The sequence below is a fragment of the Nakamurella sp. UYEF19 genome (genome assembly GCF_040546275.1).
Classification (GTDB): domain Bacteria; phylum Actinomycetota; class Actinomycetes; order Mycobacteriales; family Nakamurellaceae; genus Nakamurella.
This window is the reverse complement of sequence record NZ_JBEPNO010000009.1, coordinates 177228-193381: the sequence shown is the minus strand read 5'-3', so window position 1 is coordinate 193381 and position 16154 is coordinate 177228. Positions and strand designations below refer to the sequence as shown.

Genomic DNA, 16154 nt, shown 5'->3' with positions numbered 1-16154 from the left:
AAGGACTATACGGAACATGGTTCCGTTTGCAAATGGAGTGACGGAGGGTCCGACCCAGTGGTATCGCTCGACCCAGCGGCATCGGCAGAACCGGTGGCATCGGCAGAACCGGTGGCACCGTCAGGGATCGGCCCCGTGAGCGGATCGATGCCGGCGCTCCCGCGCAAGCGGGCCGATGCCAGGCGAAACGAGGAGTCGCTGCTCGAGGCGGCCGCAGCGGCCTTCGTCGTGTCCGGCGTGAACGCCCCGGTGCGTGAGATCGCAGCGCGGGCCGGCGTGGGTGTGGCCACCATCTACCGCCACTTCCCGACGCGGGCGGACCTGATCGTCGCCGTCTACCGGCATCAGGTGCAGGCCTGCGCGGAGGCCGGGCCCACGCTGCTGGCGGGCAGTACCTCCCCGCATGCCGCACTGGGTGAGTGGATCGATCTGTTCGTCGACTTCCTGGTCACCAAGCACGGTCTCGCCGGGGCGCTGCAGTCCGATGATGCCGCCTTCCAGAACCTGCACGCCTACTTCCTCGACCGCCTCGTGCCGGTCTGCGCCGAACTCCTCGCGGCCGCCGGCACCGCGGGTGAGATCCGCACCGACCTGGACGCCCTGGAACTGATGTGGGGCGTCGGCAACCTCTGCATCGGCTCGGGCAGCGACCCCCGGTACGACGCACGTCGTCTGGTGGATCTGCTCGTCGCCGGGTTGCGCCTGCCGTAGTGGTTCCGGGCTTTCAGACGTCCAGATCCGCGGCCGGCGGCAGGGTGGGGTAGTCGTGGATCGGGTAGAGCCCAACGACGAATCCGTAGGTCGTCTCGCCCGAGCGGGGGAGGCGGTCGAACTCGTGGATCGCCTCGTCGATGCGTCTCCAGAACTGCGCCGCCTGCCCGTCGGGTATCCGGGCGTGCCGGATGAACGAGCGCATCTGCCCGGCTTCGTAGGCGGCGGCCGACTCCTTCTGCGCGACCTCGAAGTCGTTGAAGTCCATGGGGAGGTCCACGCCATTGGTCTGTCGTCCGAGGCCGACGTAGAACATCCGTGCGGCCCGGCCGTAGTAGCGTTCCTGGGTTGCTCTGACCCGTCGGGTTCGGACCACCCGTAGGATACCGGCAGCGGTCAGCACGTTGACATGATGCGCGACAGTGCTTTTCGGACGTTTGACGGCGATTGCCAGCTCGGTCACGGAGGCGGCCCGCTCGTGCAGCAGCCCGAGAATGGTGGTCCGCAGGGGGTCGCTGATCGCCCGCACCTGCTCGGCCGTGGTGAGCTCGATCGTCTCCTCGAGGTCGTAGTCCGGAACCTCCCTGTTGCCTGCCATGGTCGATGAGACTACCGTGGTCGAACGTACCGAATATCTGGTTTCATCCGCCGGTTCGTTCACGACAAGGGGAGTAGACGATGGCAGAGGTCCTGCTGTACCACCACGCTCAGGGATTGACGAAGGGTGTCGAGGAGTTCGCCGCCGAGTTGCGTCAGGCCGGGCACACCGTCCACGTACCGGATCTCTACGACGGACACACCTTCGACAACCTCGACGATGGAGTCGCCTATGCCTCGCAGACCGGGTTCGGCGCCATCATGGAGCGTGGTGTCGCAGCCGCCCAAGAACTGAGCGAATCCCTTGTGTATGCCGGTTTCTCGCTCGGGGTGATGCCGGCCCAACGCCTCGCCCAGACTCGCGCCGGTGCTGCGGGTGCGCTGTTCTTCTACTCCTGCCTCCCCGTGTCGGAGTTCGGTTCGTGGCCGGCAGGTTTACCGGTGCAGATCCATGGCATGGACGCCGACCCGTACTTCGCCGGCGAGGGCGACATCGACGCCGCCCGGGAGCTTGTCGCCTCCAACGACAAGGCCGAACTGTTCGTCTATCCCGGCCCGGAGCACCTGTTCGCCGATTCCTCGCTGCCCGCCTACGACGCGGCGGCCGCGAGTCTCCTGATGGACAGGGTGCTGGCGTTCCTGGACAGGATCGGCTGATCCTGGCGCGCCACCGTCGCCCTCGAGAAAACTAGGCCCGGTGGGACTTCTCGGCCAGCTGCTTGAGATTGAGCAGTTGCCGGCGCGCCATCACCAGATCGCCGATCGAGACGATCGGCGCGATCAGCGATCCGTTCGCCATCACGATCTTGAGCAGCAGCCGGGTGTTGTTCCCGGTGGGTACCAGGACGTAGGACAACACGGCGCCCATGATCCGGGCGGTGAGGTGGTCGGCCCTGGCCACGGCAAGGATGCGCCCCATCGGCCGCCCGGCTGTCTTCGAGAACGGCTCGCCAACCGCCGGTTCCGGCAGATTCTGCAGCTCTCGGGGCGACCCACGTCCGAGATTGTCGATGAGGTCGTAGGAATAGGGCGCCAGCCTGATCTGGCCGACCCACGGCCACACGACCTCGGGCGGGGTCTCGACGGTCACCCCGCGCCAGGCCTGCAGCACCGGGGTGGGGACGAGGTCGTCGCACGGGTAGCGACGTGCGACCTCGTCGTCGCTCACGCCCCACCGATCGGCGATCATCGTTGTACCCCTGCGTCTTCGGGAGCGTGATCAGCAGTGGTGGCGGTCTGCAACCGCTCACCGGTGTTCGGCTGCCTTCGACTCATCTGTGCATCCTAGAGAACGACACGAAGTGTCATTTTGCCGTCGGGCGCCAGGATGTCAGTCCAGGAACGCTGCGAGCAGGGGGAGCAGTAGGCCAGGCCGCTTCGTGGCCTGCATGTGAGTGGTGCCCGGCAGGACGGCGAGCTGCGATCCGGGTATCAGCTCCTTCATCAGGGCGGCGTGCTCGAGGGTGACGAAGTCGTGATCGCCCAGCACGATCAGGACCGGCGCGGTGATGCCGGCCAGCTGCTCGTCGGACCAGCCGTGCAGGTCCGCAGCCGAGGCGGACATGGTGCCCATGAACTCCTCGAAGTGCTCCGGGTGCGGCGACAACCGCTGGTAGGCCGCCGTGAACTCGCCGAAGTCCTCGGCGGTGGGCATCCGGGTCGAGGTAGCGAACATGGCCGGGTCGCCGAGGTCGGAATGCATGCCCTCGGGGCGGACGCTGCCCGAGATCGGCACCACCGACAGCACTCGGGTCGGGTGGTTGACGGCCAGTTCCAGGGCAACGGCCGCGCCCATGCTGTGGCCGAGCACGTGAGCCCGTTCGATACCGAGGTGATCCAACAGTGCCACCACGTCGTCGGCCGAGTTGGCCGGGGTGATCGGGCGGTCGATGTCGGCGGTCCGGCCGTGGCCCTGGAGCTCCAGCGCGACCACCTGATGTGACTCGGCGAGCGTCGGGATGAGGCCGGCGAAGTTGATGTCGATGGTCAGCAGGCCGCCGTGGATCAACACCAGCGGGGTGCCATCGCCGTGCACCTCGTAGTAGAGGTGCAGGCCGTTGACATCCGCGTATCCGGTGGTGGTCGGCGCGGTGGTGGTCATCTCGGAGAACCTCTCGTCAGTCGGTGCGGCCGGACCTCCGTGCCGTCATGAGTACTACGAACGGTCGTCGTCCGATAGGACAGCCGCGCCTCCAGAACCTACTTCCAACCCACCGCTCGCGGCCGGTCGGACCCACTGCTAGAGGTGCCAACTGCTCCAGGCGTCGACCTGGATGTGGCCGCTGACGCGGGGGCTGTCGCGGTTCGGGTACGGAATGCTCAGGTAGTGCGTCGAGAGCCGGTCGATCCCCACGAGCTCCGGATCGTCCTCGAGATCGACAACCCTGCCCTGCACGCTGCAGGTGGTCCCCCAGTTAGCCCCGTCCAGAACGGTGAGGCTGACCCGCGGGTCCGCCCGCAGGTACTCCAGCCGCCGCCGGCCGCCGTCGAGATTGATCAGGATCCGATCGTCGTCCTCCAGCAGGTACCAGGTGGCCACCGTGACGGGTTGACCGTCGCCACGGGTGCAGCCCATGACAGCCGGATTCGGGCGGGCCAACATGGTTCTGGCCCTTTCAGACAGGGGGAGGGTGCTCATCTCGCAGAGTCTTCCAGAGGCACGGGGTCTTCCAGAGGGAGGAGGTCCGCCACCGGGCCCCCTGCCTACAGTGGGCAGGTGCGGACAGACGGGGGTGAGGTCGAACTGCTGGCCGACGAGGACCGGCCGGGCGGGTGGTTGTTGCTGTTGGACCGCGTGCGCCAGTCGTACGTCAGCCTGGACGACCCGACCTACCTCGAGTTCCCGTACGTGCAGGTACTGGCCGAGACCATCGATGCGCTTCCGCCCGGACCGCTGGACGTCGTGCACGTCGGCGGCGGCGGGGCAACGCTGCCTCGGTGGATCGACGAGGTCCGCCCCGGCAGTGTCCAGGTGGTCTTCGAGTCGCACGCCGAACTGCTCCGTGTCGTGCAGACCCGGCTGCCGCTGCCCCCTGGGTCCGGGGTGGACCTCGAGCTTGCCGACGGGCGGGACGGTGTGGCCGGACTGCCGACGGACTCGGCCGATGCCGTTGTCCTCGATGCCTTCAGTGGTGGCCGCGTGCCCGCCGCCCTGAGTACCGCGGAATTCTTCGCGGACGTCGCCAGGGTGTTGCGGCCGGCCGGAATTCTGCTGGTCAACACGACCGGCGCCGCGAACTCGCTCTATCTGCGCCGGTTGGTGGCGGCCGTTTCCGCATGGTTCCCCGAAGTGCTCGTCCACGGCGACGACCGGGGCACCGTCGGCAACCTGGTCATCGCGGCTGCCGCGGCCGGTGGGCTGCCGATCGAGACGATCGTCGCGGAGGACGGTCCGATGGGACGGCCGATCGCGCTCTCCGGGCCGGAGCTGGCCGCTTTCCTCGATGGTGCCGAGCCGCTCACCGATGCCTCGTCCCTGCGCTCCCCGACTCCGCCGGACGAGACCTGGCGCGTCGGCTCGGATTGACCGCCGGAGGGCCGCACGTACGGTGAAGGGACTGATGCGGAAGTAGGAAGTGTGGCGCTGAGCAAGCTGGAACAGCAGTACAAGCAGTTGAAGGCCCAGACGAAGGTCAGGGTGACGGCACAACGACCGCGGCAGCGGCGCGAGTTGCTCGCGATGATGGAAGCGTTGAGCCGGGCGACGGCCGCATCGGATGATCAATCGCTGCACGAACGTGTCGAGCAGATGCTGGTCGACTTCCGGCGCTCGGTGAACATGGAAACCTGAGCCGGGACGCGCTCATCAGAGCCCGACGCGATAGTCCATGTCAAGATATTGACATGAGTCAAGTGGATGTCGCCACCTCGGTCGGATACTCCCTCAAACGCGTCACCTGGGCCTTGCGGGTGGCGATGGATGCGCGGCTGAGGGAGTTCGACCTCAGTGTCTCGCAGTACGCCTGCCTCGAGCTGCTGGCCCACCGGCCGGGGCTGTCCAACGCCGAACTCGCCCGAGGTGTCTTCGTCACGAGACAGGCCACACACCAACTGCTCTCGGGTCTGACGTCGACCGGCCTGATCCAGATTCACGGCGCTGGAAAGGATCAGCAGATCACTCTCACTCCCCATGGATCTACGCTCCTCGCGGCCGTGTCCCATGCCGTCGCCCAGATCGAGGAAAAGATGCTCGCTCCGCTGTCACCGAAGCAACGGCGCGCCCTGCGCGCCGATCTGGACGCCTGCGCCGCCGCGCTCCATGCTGCACAACCCGCTGCCGTCGACTGAATCAGCATCAGAGAGAGATGAGACAGTGACTGCACGCCAAGCTGTTTCCACCGATCGAGCACCCGCCGCCCTCGGCCCCTACAACCAGGCGATCGTCGCCGGCGGCTTCGTGTTCTGCTCCGCGGGAAAAGCGTGATCGCCACGCTGGAGGCCGGGTCGGTCGCCGTCCTCACCGGTGGCGCGCGGGGGATCGGGCTCGCGATCGCCGGCGTCCTTGCCGCCGAGGGCGTGAACCTGGCGTGTCTGGACCAGCCCCTGGCCGACTACTCGGCATTCGAAACTCTCTGCCGCGCTGCGGGTGTCGGGCACAGGGTGCTTCCGGTCGACGTACGCGACCGGGAGGCGGTCTTCGCCGCAGTAGGGGCCGCTTCGGCCGTCGGCCCGGTCAGGTACGCGGTGAACTGCGCGGGCATCGACATGGCGGGCGATTCCGCGACCACCACGGCCGACGACTGGAACAAGGTGATGGAGGTCGATCTCGACGGCTTGTTCTACTCGTGCCAGGCCGAGTACGAGAGCATCCGGGCCAACGGCGGCGCCATCGTCAACATCGCCTCCATGTCCGGCCACATCATCAACCGCGGCCTGGCGCACGCCGCCTACTGTACCGCGAAGGCCGGCGTGATCCACCTGACGAAGGCGCTGGGGGTCGAGTGGGCGGCCGGCGGCGTCCGCGTCAACTCCGTCAGCCCCGGCTACACGTCGACCGAGATGACGGTCAACAACCCGCTCGAGCTCAACGCGATGTTCGCCGAGCAGACACCGATCGGCCGCATGGCCTCGGTCGAGGAGATCGCCCGACCCGTCGCGTTCCTGCTCAGTTCGGCAGCCGCCTACATCACCGCGACGGACCTCACCGTGGACGGTGGGTTCACCGCCTGGTAGTCGTACGCGCAGGTGGCCGCGCTCGCCGGCGGGCCGGGAACTACGCCGCCTCGGCCAGCTGCAGGCGCAGCTTGATCAGACCGTCGCGGCATCGGGTCTTGACGGTGCTGGTCGGGATGCGGAGCATCGTGGCCACCTCGGTGCAGCTCAGCCCCCGGAAGTAGGTCATCACGATGGCCTGCTGCTGCAGAGCGGACAACGTGGACAGGGCCGCTCCGACCTGGTGGTGATCGGCCGAGGCCAGAACGGTCTCGGTCACGCTGTCGAAGTCGCGGGTGACCTCACGCCGCGACCAGGTCGTATCCCGGACGCGGGTGCCCTCGGCCATGCGGATGCGGTCGATGGCCCGCGATCTGGTCAATGTCATGATCCAGGAGTTGGCCGATCCCTTGGCCGGGTCGAACCGGGACGCCTTGCGCCACAGTTCGAGGAACACGTCCTGGGTGACGTCCTCGGCCATCGTCTGGTCGCGGATCGTCGTGCGTGCCAATCCGAATACCTTTGCCGCGAAGGCGCGATGGAGGCGGTGGAAGGCCTGACGGTCGCCGTGACCGACGGCGACCAGGTCCAGGTCGTGGTCACGAACCGTCGTCGGACGGGTCGACGAGGCGCGTGTCGTCAGAGGTGCGATGAGTACATCGAGGCAGGTGATATCGGCCTGCTTCCTCGGAGCCGGGAGGCGCCGCGAAGTGATCTGCAAGGCCCGTCTGCTTGAGCCCGTTGTAGGGAAGACGGCCGGTCTGCCGAAGCGTCACTCTAGAAAACATCACGCTTTGATCACGACTAATTGCAATCCGTGAGCTTCCTCAGCGCACGAGAGTTGCGGCCTCCGCGCTCAGCCTCGCAATCAGCGCGAAGTCACGGTCGGCGATGGCGGCGCGGGGGACCATCCAACTGCCGCCGACGGCGAAGACCGATGGGTGCGCGAGGTAGTCGACGACGTTGCCGACCCCCACTCCGCCGCTGGGCAGGAACCGGACCGCGGGGAACGGGGCGGCCAGAGCGGAGATGCCGGCCAGGCCACCCAGACGATCGGCGGGGAAGAACTTCACCGCGTCGAGACCGGCCCGTAGCGCCCACTGCAGTTCGGTCGCTGTCGCGATGCCCGGTAGCGCCACGATTCCGCGTTCCTGCGCCCGTCGGACGACCGACTCGTCGAAGCCCGGACTGACGATGAACTCGGCGCCGGCGTCGGCGCAGGCGTCCACCTGTTCCGGTGTCAGGACCGTGCCCGCTCCGAGGGTGAAATCGTCCCGGCCGGAGATGGCGGCCATCGAAGCCAGGCCGGCACTCGTCCGCAAGGTGATTTCAGCGCAATGGATTCCGCCGGCTACCAGAGCGTCCGCCACGTCGGCGGCCATGCCGGCATCGTCGATCACCACCACCGGAACGATCCGTGCCGTCTCCAGCCTGGTCAGCACCGACTGCAGGACCTCAACCATGGTTCAACCCTCCGTCTCTGTCTTTCCGTCCGTCTCTGTCGATCCCGGTGGCCAGCAACGCGCGGGCGGTGCTCAGGTCGGTGATGAGGACGTTGGGCAGGCCGCTGGCCAGCGCAGCCCGGATCGGCGCCAGCTTGTCCGCGCCACCGGCGACTGCGACACGCACTGGCGTACTGCGGATCTCGGTCACCGAGATACCGGTGACGCGTCCCTCCAGGGCGGCGATCACCGTACCGTGGGCGTCGATGAAATGACAACAGGTGTCGCCGACCACATCCCACTTGCGCAGCTCGGCATGGACCGAGGCGCTCAATACGTTCCCGCGATACAGCGCGGAGCTCGAGTGCGCCTTCCACACGCCGATTCCGGTGACGATGGCCGCCAGTTCCTGATACTTGGCAACGGTTCTCGCGATCGTCTCGTCGGCACGTAGGACGGTGCGGGCCTCGACCGAGGACACCAGCGCCGGCGCATGCAGCAGATACGGGTTGCCGCCGAGGACGGCGCTGGCCGCCATGACGAGCTGGTTGCCGTTGAAGTCGTCGTCCGAGCTGGCGAACCCGCCGGCCAGCTGCACCACGTCCGCCGGTCCGCCGGGTGCCAGGTGGGCGACGACCTCGGCCATGGTGCTGCCCCAACCCAGCCCCAGCACCATTCCGGGCCGGATCCGCTCCGACAGGAACGACGCGGCGACCGCGCCGAGTTCGGCGAGTCCGCCGGAGGTGGTGATCGGTCGGACGGACAGCCGCACATCCGTCAGGCCGTAGGCCTCCCGCACCTGCCCGGCCAGCCGCCCGATGCGCTCGGTGGGTTCGACGATCTCGATCCGGGCGATCCCGTACCGCCGGGCGTCGTCCAGGATTCTCGCGACCTTGAACCGCGAAAGCCCGAACTCATCGGCGATCTCGGTCTTCGACCGGTCCTCGAGCCAGAACAACCGGCTGACGGTCGCAGCAAGTTCCTCGTCGAAGTCGATGGGTGGCTCGGGGGTTGACTGGTCCAAAGGCATCGTGCAACACTCCCTCTATCAGATGAGCGCAATACTAACGCTCAAACGAGCAGAGAAGCAACAGGAGTCGGCCGGCAGACCAGTTCGCCGACAGATTGCCCTCACAGACGAAGCATCAGGTTCGGACAAAGGAGTCACATGGCTGAGAAAGCCGCGTACCGCGTCGCCGTGATCGGATTCGCTCACATGCACGCCGGTGATCAGATCAAACAAATCATGGGTCAGCCCGCCGCACAACTCGTCGGTGTGTGGGACACGGAGACGGCCCGTCGCGACGCCGTCTCCGATGACCTGAATGTACCGACCGATGTACGCTACGAAGATCTGAACCACCTGATCGACCAGGCGGACCCGCAGATTGCAATCGTTTGCTCCACCACCGGGGAACACACCGAATTGGTGGAACTTCTTGCACCACGGGGTATCCACGTCATCCTGGAGAAGCCATTCGCGCTGACGCTCGAGGACGCCGATCGCATGATCAACGCCGCCGACAGCAACGACACCCTGCTGGCCGTCAACTGGCCGCTGGCCTGGTACCCGGCCCACTTCACCACGCAGCGGTTGATCGCGGAGGGCATGATCGGCGACGTCATCGAGGTGCACTACTACGACGGCAACCGCGGCCCGCTGGAACACGAGCACGGCAAGAAGGATCTCGGCAAGGCCAGCCTGGAGAAGAAGTCGGCGTCCTGGTGGTACTCGCCGGAGTTCGGTGGCGGATCGCTGCTGGACTATCTCGGCTACGGCTCGACGCTGGCCAGCTGGTTCCGCGATGGCGAGATGCCCGACAGGATCACGGCCCAGACCTGGGGTCCGGTGGGCCTGCGGGTGGACGAGCAGTCGGTCGTCACCGCGTCCTACCCCTCCGGCCTCTCGACGTTCCAGACCAAGTGGGGCACGTTCTCCGACCCCTGGACGATCCAGCCGGCGCCGGCCTGTGGGTTCGTGGTGGTCGGCACCGAGGGCACCATCACCAGCCGCGACTTCGCGCCCGCCGTGCACGTGCAGACGACCGCCCATCCGGAGCCCGTCGCCGTTCCGGTCGACGAGGCCCGGCCGGACCAGACCGGGGCCCTTGCGCACGTCCTGCACTGCCTGGACACCGGATCGCAACCCAGCGGCCCGTCCAGCAAGGAGGTCTCCCGCAAGGGGCAGCAGATCGTCGACACCGCCGTCCTTGCCGTGTCGTCCGGTCGCATCACCGAACTCCTGGGCAGCGCCACCCCCCTGGGCAGTACCGGCACCGCAGACCGCAACGCTTTCGCCGAAGGGAAGATCGCATGACCTCCGACCTGGCAGCCCCCGCAGAGGTCTCCCCCGACCGGGCAGCCCCCGACCTGACGGCGGCCGGCGTCCAGTACCTGCCGGTCGACCCGGCAGTGAAGTCCGCTCGGATCGCCGTCATCGGTTGTGGCGGCATCTCCGCCTGGCACCTGGCGGCCTACAAGGAGGCCGGATACTCGGTGGTCGCCCTGTGCGACATCGTCCGCGACCGGGCTGTCGAGCGGCAGCAGGAGTTCTTCCCGGCGGCCGATGTCTACACCGACCACCTCGAGATGCTCGCGCGGGACGACATCGACGTCGTCGACATCGCCACCCACGTCGACGTGCGCCCGGATCTCGTGCGCGCCGCCCTCGACCACGGCAAGAACGTCCTGAGCCAGAAGCCCTTCGTCCGGGAGATCTCCGAGGGCCGCAGCCTGGTGGAGTACGCCAAGGCCAACGACCGGACCCTCGCCGTCAACCAGAACGGCCGCTGGACACCACATTTCGCCTATCTGTTGTCCGCCATCAGGTCCGGACTGATCGGCGACGTGCTGTCGGCCGATTTCTGGGTGTACTGGCCGCACGACGAGGTCGTCGCCGACAACGCGATCTTCTCGACGATGCAGGAACTGATCCTCTTCGACTACGGCATCCATTGGTTCGACATGGTCGCCCAGGTGTTCTCCGGCAAGGAGGCGACCGAGGTGACGGCGCGGACGAAGTCGGTCTCCAACTCGGTGATCTCCGTGCCGACCAACGCCTATGCCCTCATCGAGTTTCCGGATGCCCAGGCGTCGGTGACCTTCCGGGGCAGCAGTCACCTGCAGGAGTGGGCCGGCTACCGCGTCGAGGGGACGAAGGGCGTGCTCTACAACAGCAGCGACGAATACCTGGGTAGCAGCTCGGTCAACCTCTTCACCGACCGCGGCACCGAGACCGTCGACCTGCAGGGCTCGTGGTTCGCGAACGGCATGCACGGCAGCATGGGCGTCCTCCTGCGATCGCTGGAGGAAGGCACGGTGCCGTCCAACGAGGCCGGCACGGCCCTTGCGGGACTGCAGCTCTGCTACGCCGCATTGCAGTCGGACCGGCTTCGCAGCAGCGTCGACCCGCGCACCGTGAACTCCGCCGACCGTTGATGTCCGGGTCCTGGCTCGGCATCGACCTCGGTGGCACCTACATCAAGTGGGAGCTCCTCTCCGATGACGGCCGGAGCATCGCCTCCGGGAAGGTCCGCACGCCGACCACCGGGCATCTCGCGGTGACCGAGGCGATCGCGGCGCTCTGCCAGGAACGCATGGCCGGAGGCGGCCCGGTGGAAGGCGTCGGCATCGCCGTCCCCGGGCACCTCAGTCCGGAGCGCGACACGATCACGTTGTTGCCCAACGTATCCGGCGAGTGGTCCGGGTTCGCGGTGCGCGCCTACCTGGCCAACCGGATCGATAGCACACCGGTCCTGCTCAACGACGCCAGAGCTTTCGCCGTCGCAGAACTGGAACTTGGAGCCGCGCACGGCCGCAGCGACGTCCTGTTCGCCACCATCGGCACCGGCATCGGTGGCGCGGTGGTGGTCGGTGGCAAGGTCGTCAGCTCCGGCCGCGACAACTTCGGCGAGGTAGGTCATCTCACAGCGGTGATCGACGGTGAGCGGTGCGGTTGCGGCAGCGCCGGCTGCGTCGAGGCCTACGCCGGCGGCGCCTACGTCCTGGCCCGGGCGCAACTACGCGGTGTCACGGTGGTCGACGGCCCGGACGCGCTGCCGTTGCTGGCGCGGGAGGCCGAGCACAACCCGGTGGCGGAACGGGTGCTGGAGCAGGCCTACGACGCCTTCGCCGTCGGAATCTCCTCCGTCTGCGCCTACACCGGGGCCCGCACCGTCGTCGTCGGTGGGGCGGTGGCCGACGAACTCGACGGCTACCGGCAGCGGTGCCGTGACCGGTTGGCCGATCGTCGGCTGCTTCTCGGCGAGGTGGAGGTGCTCGCCTCCTCGCTCGGTTCCCGGGCCGGCGCCCTCGGCGCCGCCCTCGCCGCCCGCTCGTCACATTCCGGCTCGTCACATTCCCGCTCGATCACATTCCCGCTTAGTCAAGGAACTGGTGTACTGACATGAATTGGCTCAGCAGCGCTCGGGAGATCCTGGACCGGATCGAGCAGACCCAGGGCGAGAACATCGAGCAGGCCGCGAAGATCGCCGCCGATTCGATCGGTGTCGGGTCGGTGATGTTCGCCTCCGGTACCGGCCATTCCCGGATCGCGGTGGAAGAACTGTTCCCTCGCTACGGGTCGTTCCCCGGCTTCTACCCGCTGGTCGAGCTGTCCACCACCTTCCACACCCAGGTGGTGGGCAACAACGGGCAGCGCCAGGCCATGTTCCTGGAGAAGGTCGAGGGGCTCGCCGACGCGATCCTGGCCAACTTCGAACTGGCGCCGCCGCAGAGCATGATCCTGTTCAGCGCGAGCGGCCAGAACGCGGTCGCCATCGAGCTGGCGATGATCGCGCGGAAGGCCGGTCTCCCGGTGGTCGGCGTGACCTCGATGTCGGAGTACGGCGCCAGCACCCCGCGGCACAGCTCGGGCCAGAAGCTCTCCGACGTCAGCGATCTTGTCATCGACCTGTGCACACCGGTCGGTGACTCCCTCTGCACGCTCAAAGGTGTCGAGACACCGGTCGGACCGGGCAGCACGCTCGCGGCCACCGCGATCGTCAACATGCTGAAGGTCTCGACCGCGCAGATCCTCGCCGGCCGTGGACAACTGCCGTCGGTGCTCACCAGTGCGGCCGTCGTCGGGGCGGAGCGTTCGCACGCTCTCTTCGAGGATGCCTATCTCGACCAGGCCGAGCGGTCGGCCGCGGTCCTGCGCGTTCGGAGACGGAGGTGAACGGCGTGCTGGTGGCAGGAGCCACTGGCGGGATCGGCGCGGCCGTCATGCGCGAGCTGACCGCCCGTGGCATCCCGAACGTCGGCGTCGACCGCGACACCATCGACATCACCGAGCCCGGTGGTGCAGAGCGTGCGATCGAATTCGCCACTGCCGAGCTCGGAACGTTCGATGGAGTGGTCCACGCCATCGGGATGAGCGGTCGGCGCCTTGGCGACGGACCGATCGGCGTCTGCACCGACGAGGCCTGGCGGGAAGTGCACCGGGTCAACCACGAGTCGGTATTCCGGCTGCTGCGTGCGGCCGTCCCGGCCCTCGCGGCCAGTGGCGGAGGCTCGGTCGCAGTCGTCGGCTCGGCCCTCGCGAAGACCCTCGACGACGAGTTCCTGACGGTGGCCTATGCCAGCGCCAAGGCGGCCCTGCTGCCGCTGGTCCGGTCCTCGGCGTACGTCGGTGCGGCCGACGGTGTCCGGGTCAATCTGGTGTCTCCGGGCGTGGTCGACACCCCGATGGCCCGACGCGCCGTCGAATCACCTGAGCTCGGGCCGAGACTGCAGTCACTGCAACGGGTCAGCCACGGAGCGCAGCGGGCCGAATCGGTGGCGAAGGTGGTGTGCTGGGTGCTGTCCGACGAGGCCGGCGACCTCAGCGGTGCCGAGATCCCCGCCGATGGCGGATGGACGCTGCGATGAGTACGCCCGCCACCACGGCTACAGCCCTGATCCGCACCGTCACCGGCGATCTCGACGTATCGCAGCTGGGCCGCACGGATGCCCACGAGCACGTCTTCCTGTCGTCCCCGCTGCTGGCCGGCGAGGACTTCCAGGACCTGGGCAAGGCGATCCAGGAGCTGGAGACGGTCCGCGATTCCGGGATCGACGCCCTGGTCGATCTCACCACCATCGGTCTCGGCCGCCGTCCGGCCGAGCTGGCGAAGGTCGCCCAGGACACCGGGCTGCACATCGTGGCGGCGACCGGGTACCACCGCGACGCCCACTACCGCGCTGATCACTGGATCTACCAGGCGACCGCCGATCAACTGCTCCGCGCCGTGGTCTCGGACATCGAGGAGGGCATGGACGCCTCCGACTGGAGCGTCCCGTTCCGCGACACCAGTTCGGCCAGGGCCGGTGTGATCAAAGCCGGTGCGTCCTACCAGTTGATCAGCCGCACCGAGCGGGAGCGCCTCGAGATCTGCGTCGAGGCAGCGGTTCTCACCGGTGTTCCGCTCGCCGTACACACCGAGGTCGGCACCAGCGGTCACCAGATCCTGGACGTCGTCGAGTCCGGTGGCCTGCCGGCCTCCCGGGTGATGTTGGCCCACCTCGATCGCAACCCCGATCCGGACGCCCACGAGGAACTGATGCAGCGTGGCGCTTTTCTGGTCTACGACACCGTCGGCCGCATCAAGTACCGCCCCGAGAGCGCCCTGCTCGATCTGGTGGCCGAGATGGTCGAGCGTGGCTTCGCCGGGAAGCTGATGCTGGGGACCGACGTCGGCCGGCGGAACACGTTGCGCGCCTACGGCGGCGGCCCCGGCATGGATGTGCTGGGCCGCGACTTCGTGCCCCGGCTGGTCAGACGGATCGGCGTCGCCGGGGTGGATGCCCTGCTCGTCGACACCCCGGCCGCCTACCTGCGTCTCGAAGGAGTTCCCGCATGAATCGCCACCATTTCCCGCTGGCCGGCACCCTCGGCGGCGCCCTGTTCTCCATTCCCGAGATCGCCTCGGTGGACGTGCTGGTCGTCGGCGGTGGGTCGGCCGGGTGCACAGCGGCGATCGCAGCCGCGCGTGGTGGTGCCGACGTCCTGCTGCTGGAGAAGTCCGGCCGCCTCGGCGGGATCGGCACGGCCGTGCTCGACACGTTCTACGGCTTCTACACACCGGGCGAGAACCGCAAGGTGGTCGGCGGTATCGGTGACGAGGTGGTGGACGCACTCACCTCCGTCGGGGCTGCGTTCATCCGGCCGAACACCTATGGCGCGGGTGGCGGTGTCACCTACAACCCGGAGGTGCTGCTGACCGTCTGGGACGGGTTGGTGACGGCGGCGAAAGTCCCGGTGCTGTTCCACTCGGTGGTCATCGACGTGATCAAGGGCGACCGGCCCGACCAGATCACCGGTGTCCTGGTGGCCAACAAGAACGGCCTCTCCCGGGTGAGCGCCCGGTACGTCGTCGACTCCTCCGGCGACGCCGACGTCTGTGCGTTCGGCGGGGCGGGGTTCGACGGCGCGGAGACCGGTGAGCAGGTGCAGGCGCTGACCACCACCTTCCGGCTGGCGAACGTCGACACCGAGCGGTCGCGTTCCTTCCCGAAGGAGGAGCTCTTCGCGCGGATGGCAGAGGGCGCAGCCTCTGGCGCCTACGACCTCCCGCGGCAGGAGGGCAGCATCCACCGCACCCCGGTGGATGGCGTTTCGCTGGCCAACATGACTCGGGTGGAGAACATCGACCCCACCGATGTCCAGGCGCTGTCCCGCGCCGAGATGGAGGGCCGGCGGCAGGTCGGGGAGTACGTGCGCTTCCTGCGCGAGAAGATTCCCGGCTACGAGGCGGCCGAGCTGGTCGGCGTCGGCATGCACATCGGCGTCCGGGAGAGCCGCCGGATCCACGGCGAGTACCAGCTGACCGCCGACGACGTGCTGTCGGCACGGCGTTTCGACGACTCGATCGCGTCCTGCGGCGCACCGATCGAGGATCACACCGGTGGCACCGACACGGTCTGGAAGTACATTCCCGATTCCGGGACCTACGACATCCCGTATCGGGTCCTCCTCCCGCGTGCGCTGTCCAACGTGATCGTGGCCGGCCGATGCCTCTCGGCCACCCACGAGGCCCATGCCAGCTGTCGCTCCATCGCCCAGTGCCTTGCGATGGGACAGGCAGCCGGTACCGCTGTTGCGCAGGCACTTCCCGGAGACCTGGCGCTCCGGGACGTGGATGTTCCTGCCCTGCAGCACCAATTGCTCGCCGACGGCGTCATTCTCGAGAACCCGTCGCTTGTCCTGTCGCTCCGCTAGCAGCACCGGGGTACGGCACTTCCGCCGTGCCCCGATCAGACCCCGCACTTCGC

The 16154-nt window shown here is 67.7% G+C and carries 20 protein-coding genes; 13 read left to right on the top strand and 7 right to left on the bottom strand.

Annotation, left to right across the window (positions count from 1 at the left end):
• Nucleotides 1–147: 147 nt before the first annotated feature.
• Nucleotides 148–711 carry a TetR/AcrR family transcriptional regulator gene (locus ABIB25_RS14830; RefSeq protein WP_354529249.1) on the top strand — a complete coding sequence of 188 codons (564 nt, stop codon included), beginning with the start codon at nt 148–150 and terminating at the stop codon, nt 709–711.
• A 13-nt stretch (nt 712–724) separates the two neighbouring features.
• Here the strand turns inward: ABIB25_RS14830 and ABIB25_RS14825 are convergent, their stop codons facing one another.
• Nucleotides 725–1309 carry an ArsR/SmtB family transcription factor gene (locus tag ABIB25_RS14825; protein ID WP_354529233.1) on the bottom strand — a complete coding sequence of 195 codons (585 nt, stop codon included), beginning with the start codon at nt 1307–1309 and terminating at the stop codon, nt 725–727.
• An 80-nt stretch (nt 1310–1389) separates the two neighbouring features.
• Between ABIB25_RS14825 and ABIB25_RS14820 the strand changes: the two genes are divergently transcribed.
• Entirely contained in the window at nt 1390–1965 is a 576-nt protein-coding gene (locus ABIB25_RS14820; protein ID WP_354529232.1) for a dienelactone hydrolase family protein, read from the top strand.
• A 31-nt stretch (nt 1966–1996) separates the two neighbouring features.
• Here the strand turns inward: ABIB25_RS14820 and ABIB25_RS14815 are convergent, their stop codons facing one another.
• The 3 genes from ABIB25_RS14815 to ABIB25_RS14805 form a co-directional block, all read right to left on the bottom strand.
• Complete coding sequence (locus tag ABIB25_RS14815; RefSeq protein WP_354529231.1) at nt 1997–2497, bottom strand: polyketide cyclase; 501 nt, start codon at nt 2495–2497, stop codon at nt 1997–1999.
• Nucleotides 2498–2638: 141 nt separating this feature from the next.
• Nucleotides 2639–3409, bottom strand: coding sequence for an alpha/beta fold hydrolase (locus tag ABIB25_RS14810; RefSeq protein WP_354529230.1), 771 nt, complete (start codon nt 3407–3409; stop codon nt 2639–2641).
• A 138-nt stretch (nt 3410–3547) separates the two neighbouring features.
• The gene (locus ABIB25_RS14805) at nt 3548–3946 is read right to left on the bottom strand and encodes a pyridoxamine 5'-phosphate oxidase family protein (RefSeq protein WP_354529229.1); all 399 of its coding nucleotides are present in this window, start codon (nt 3944–3946) and stop codon (nt 3548–3550) included.
• Between the two features lie 78 nt (nt 3947–4024).
• Here ABIB25_RS14805 and ABIB25_RS14800 point away from each other — a divergent pair, with 78 nt between their 5' ends.
• The 4 genes from ABIB25_RS14800 to ABIB25_RS14785 all read left to right on the top strand — a co-directional run bounded on the left by ABIB25_RS14800 (nt 4025) and on the right by ABIB25_RS14785 (nt 6480).
• Nucleotides 4025–4834, top strand: coding sequence for a spermidine synthase (locus ABIB25_RS14800; protein ID WP_354529228.1), 810 nt, complete (start codon nt 4025–4027; stop codon nt 4832–4834).
• Nucleotides 4835–4885: 51 nt separating this feature from the next.
• Nucleotides 4886–5098, top strand: coding sequence for a hypothetical protein (locus ABIB25_RS14795; RefSeq protein ID WP_354529227.1), 213 nt, complete (start codon nt 4886–4888; stop codon nt 5096–5098).
• A 53-nt stretch (nt 5099–5151) separates the two neighbouring features.
• Nucleotides 5152–5595 (top strand): MarR family winged helix-turn-helix transcriptional regulator, encoded by a 444-nt coding sequence (locus ABIB25_RS14790; protein ID WP_354529226.1) that lies wholly within the window; start codon nt 5152–5154, stop codon nt 5593–5595.
• A 132-nt stretch (nt 5596–5727) separates the two neighbouring features.
• Nucleotides 5728–6480, top strand: coding sequence for an SDR family oxidoreductase (locus ABIB25_RS14785; protein ID WP_354529225.1), 753 nt, complete (start codon nt 5728–5730; stop codon nt 6478–6480).
• A gap of 40 nt (nt 6481–6520) precedes the next feature.
• Here ABIB25_RS14785 and ABIB25_RS14780 read toward each other — a convergent pair whose 3' ends face one another.
• The 3 genes from ABIB25_RS14780 to ABIB25_RS14770 all read right to left on the bottom strand — a co-directional run bounded on the left by ABIB25_RS14780 (nt 6521) and on the right by ABIB25_RS14770 (nt 8931).
• Complete coding sequence (locus ABIB25_RS14780; RefSeq protein WP_354529224.1) at nt 6521–7180, bottom strand: sigma-70 family RNA polymerase sigma factor; 660 nt, start codon at nt 7178–7180, stop codon at nt 6521–6523.
• 106 nt (nt 7181–7286) lie between these two features.
• Entirely contained in the window at nt 7287–7922 is a 636-nt protein-coding gene (locus ABIB25_RS14775) for a bifunctional 4-hydroxy-2-oxoglutarate aldolase/2-dehydro-3-deoxy-phosphogluconate aldolase (protein WP_354529223.1), read from the bottom strand.
• A complete protein-coding gene (locus ABIB25_RS14770) occupies nt 7915–8931 on the bottom strand; it encodes a sugar-binding transcriptional regulator (protein ID WP_354529222.1) in 1017 nt (338 codons plus the stop codon). The genes ABIB25_RS14775 and ABIB25_RS14770 overlap by 8 nt, the downstream gene beginning before the upstream one ends.
• 138 nt (nt 8932–9069) lie before the next feature.
• Between ABIB25_RS14770 and ABIB25_RS14765 the strand changes: the two genes are divergently transcribed.
• The 7 genes from ABIB25_RS14765 to ABIB25_RS14735 are packed head-to-tail and all read left to right on the top strand — an operon-like array spanning nt 9070 to nt 16101.
• Entirely contained in the window at nt 9070–10218 is a 1149-nt protein-coding gene (locus ABIB25_RS14765) for a Gfo/Idh/MocA family protein (RefSeq protein WP_354529221.1), read from the top strand.
• Nucleotides 10215–11339 (top strand): Gfo/Idh/MocA family protein, encoded by a 1125-nt coding sequence (locus ABIB25_RS14760; RefSeq protein WP_354529220.1) that lies wholly within the window; start codon nt 10215–10217, stop codon nt 11337–11339. Before ABIB25_RS14765 ends, ABIB25_RS14760 begins: the two co-directional genes overlap by 4 nt.
• A complete protein-coding gene (locus ABIB25_RS14755; protein ID WP_354529219.1) occupies nt 11339–12310 on the top strand; it encodes an ROK family protein in 972 nt (323 codons plus the stop codon). The genes ABIB25_RS14760 and ABIB25_RS14755 overlap by 1 nt, the downstream gene beginning before the upstream one ends.
• A complete protein-coding gene (locus ABIB25_RS14750) occupies nt 12307–13080 on the top strand; it encodes a sugar isomerase domain-containing protein (protein WP_354529218.1) in 774 nt (257 codons plus the stop codon). Before ABIB25_RS14755 ends, ABIB25_RS14750 begins: the two co-directional genes overlap by 4 nt.
• A complete protein-coding gene (locus ABIB25_RS14745) occupies nt 13077–13772 on the top strand; it encodes an SDR family NAD(P)-dependent oxidoreductase (RefSeq protein ID WP_354529217.1) in 696 nt (231 codons plus the stop codon). The genes ABIB25_RS14750 and ABIB25_RS14745 overlap by 4 nt, the downstream gene beginning before the upstream one ends.
• Nucleotides 13769–14743 (top strand): phosphotriesterase family protein, encoded by a 975-nt coding sequence (locus tag ABIB25_RS14740; RefSeq protein ID WP_354529216.1) that lies wholly within the window; start codon nt 13769–13771, stop codon nt 14741–14743. The genes ABIB25_RS14745 and ABIB25_RS14740 overlap by 4 nt, the downstream gene beginning before the upstream one ends.
• Nucleotides 14740–16101 (top strand): FAD-dependent oxidoreductase, encoded by a 1362-nt coding sequence (locus ABIB25_RS14735; RefSeq protein ID WP_354529215.1) that lies wholly within the window; start codon nt 14740–14742, stop codon nt 16099–16101. The genes ABIB25_RS14740 and ABIB25_RS14735 overlap by 4 nt, the downstream gene beginning before the upstream one ends.
• Nucleotides 16102–16154: the final 53 nt, after the last annotated feature.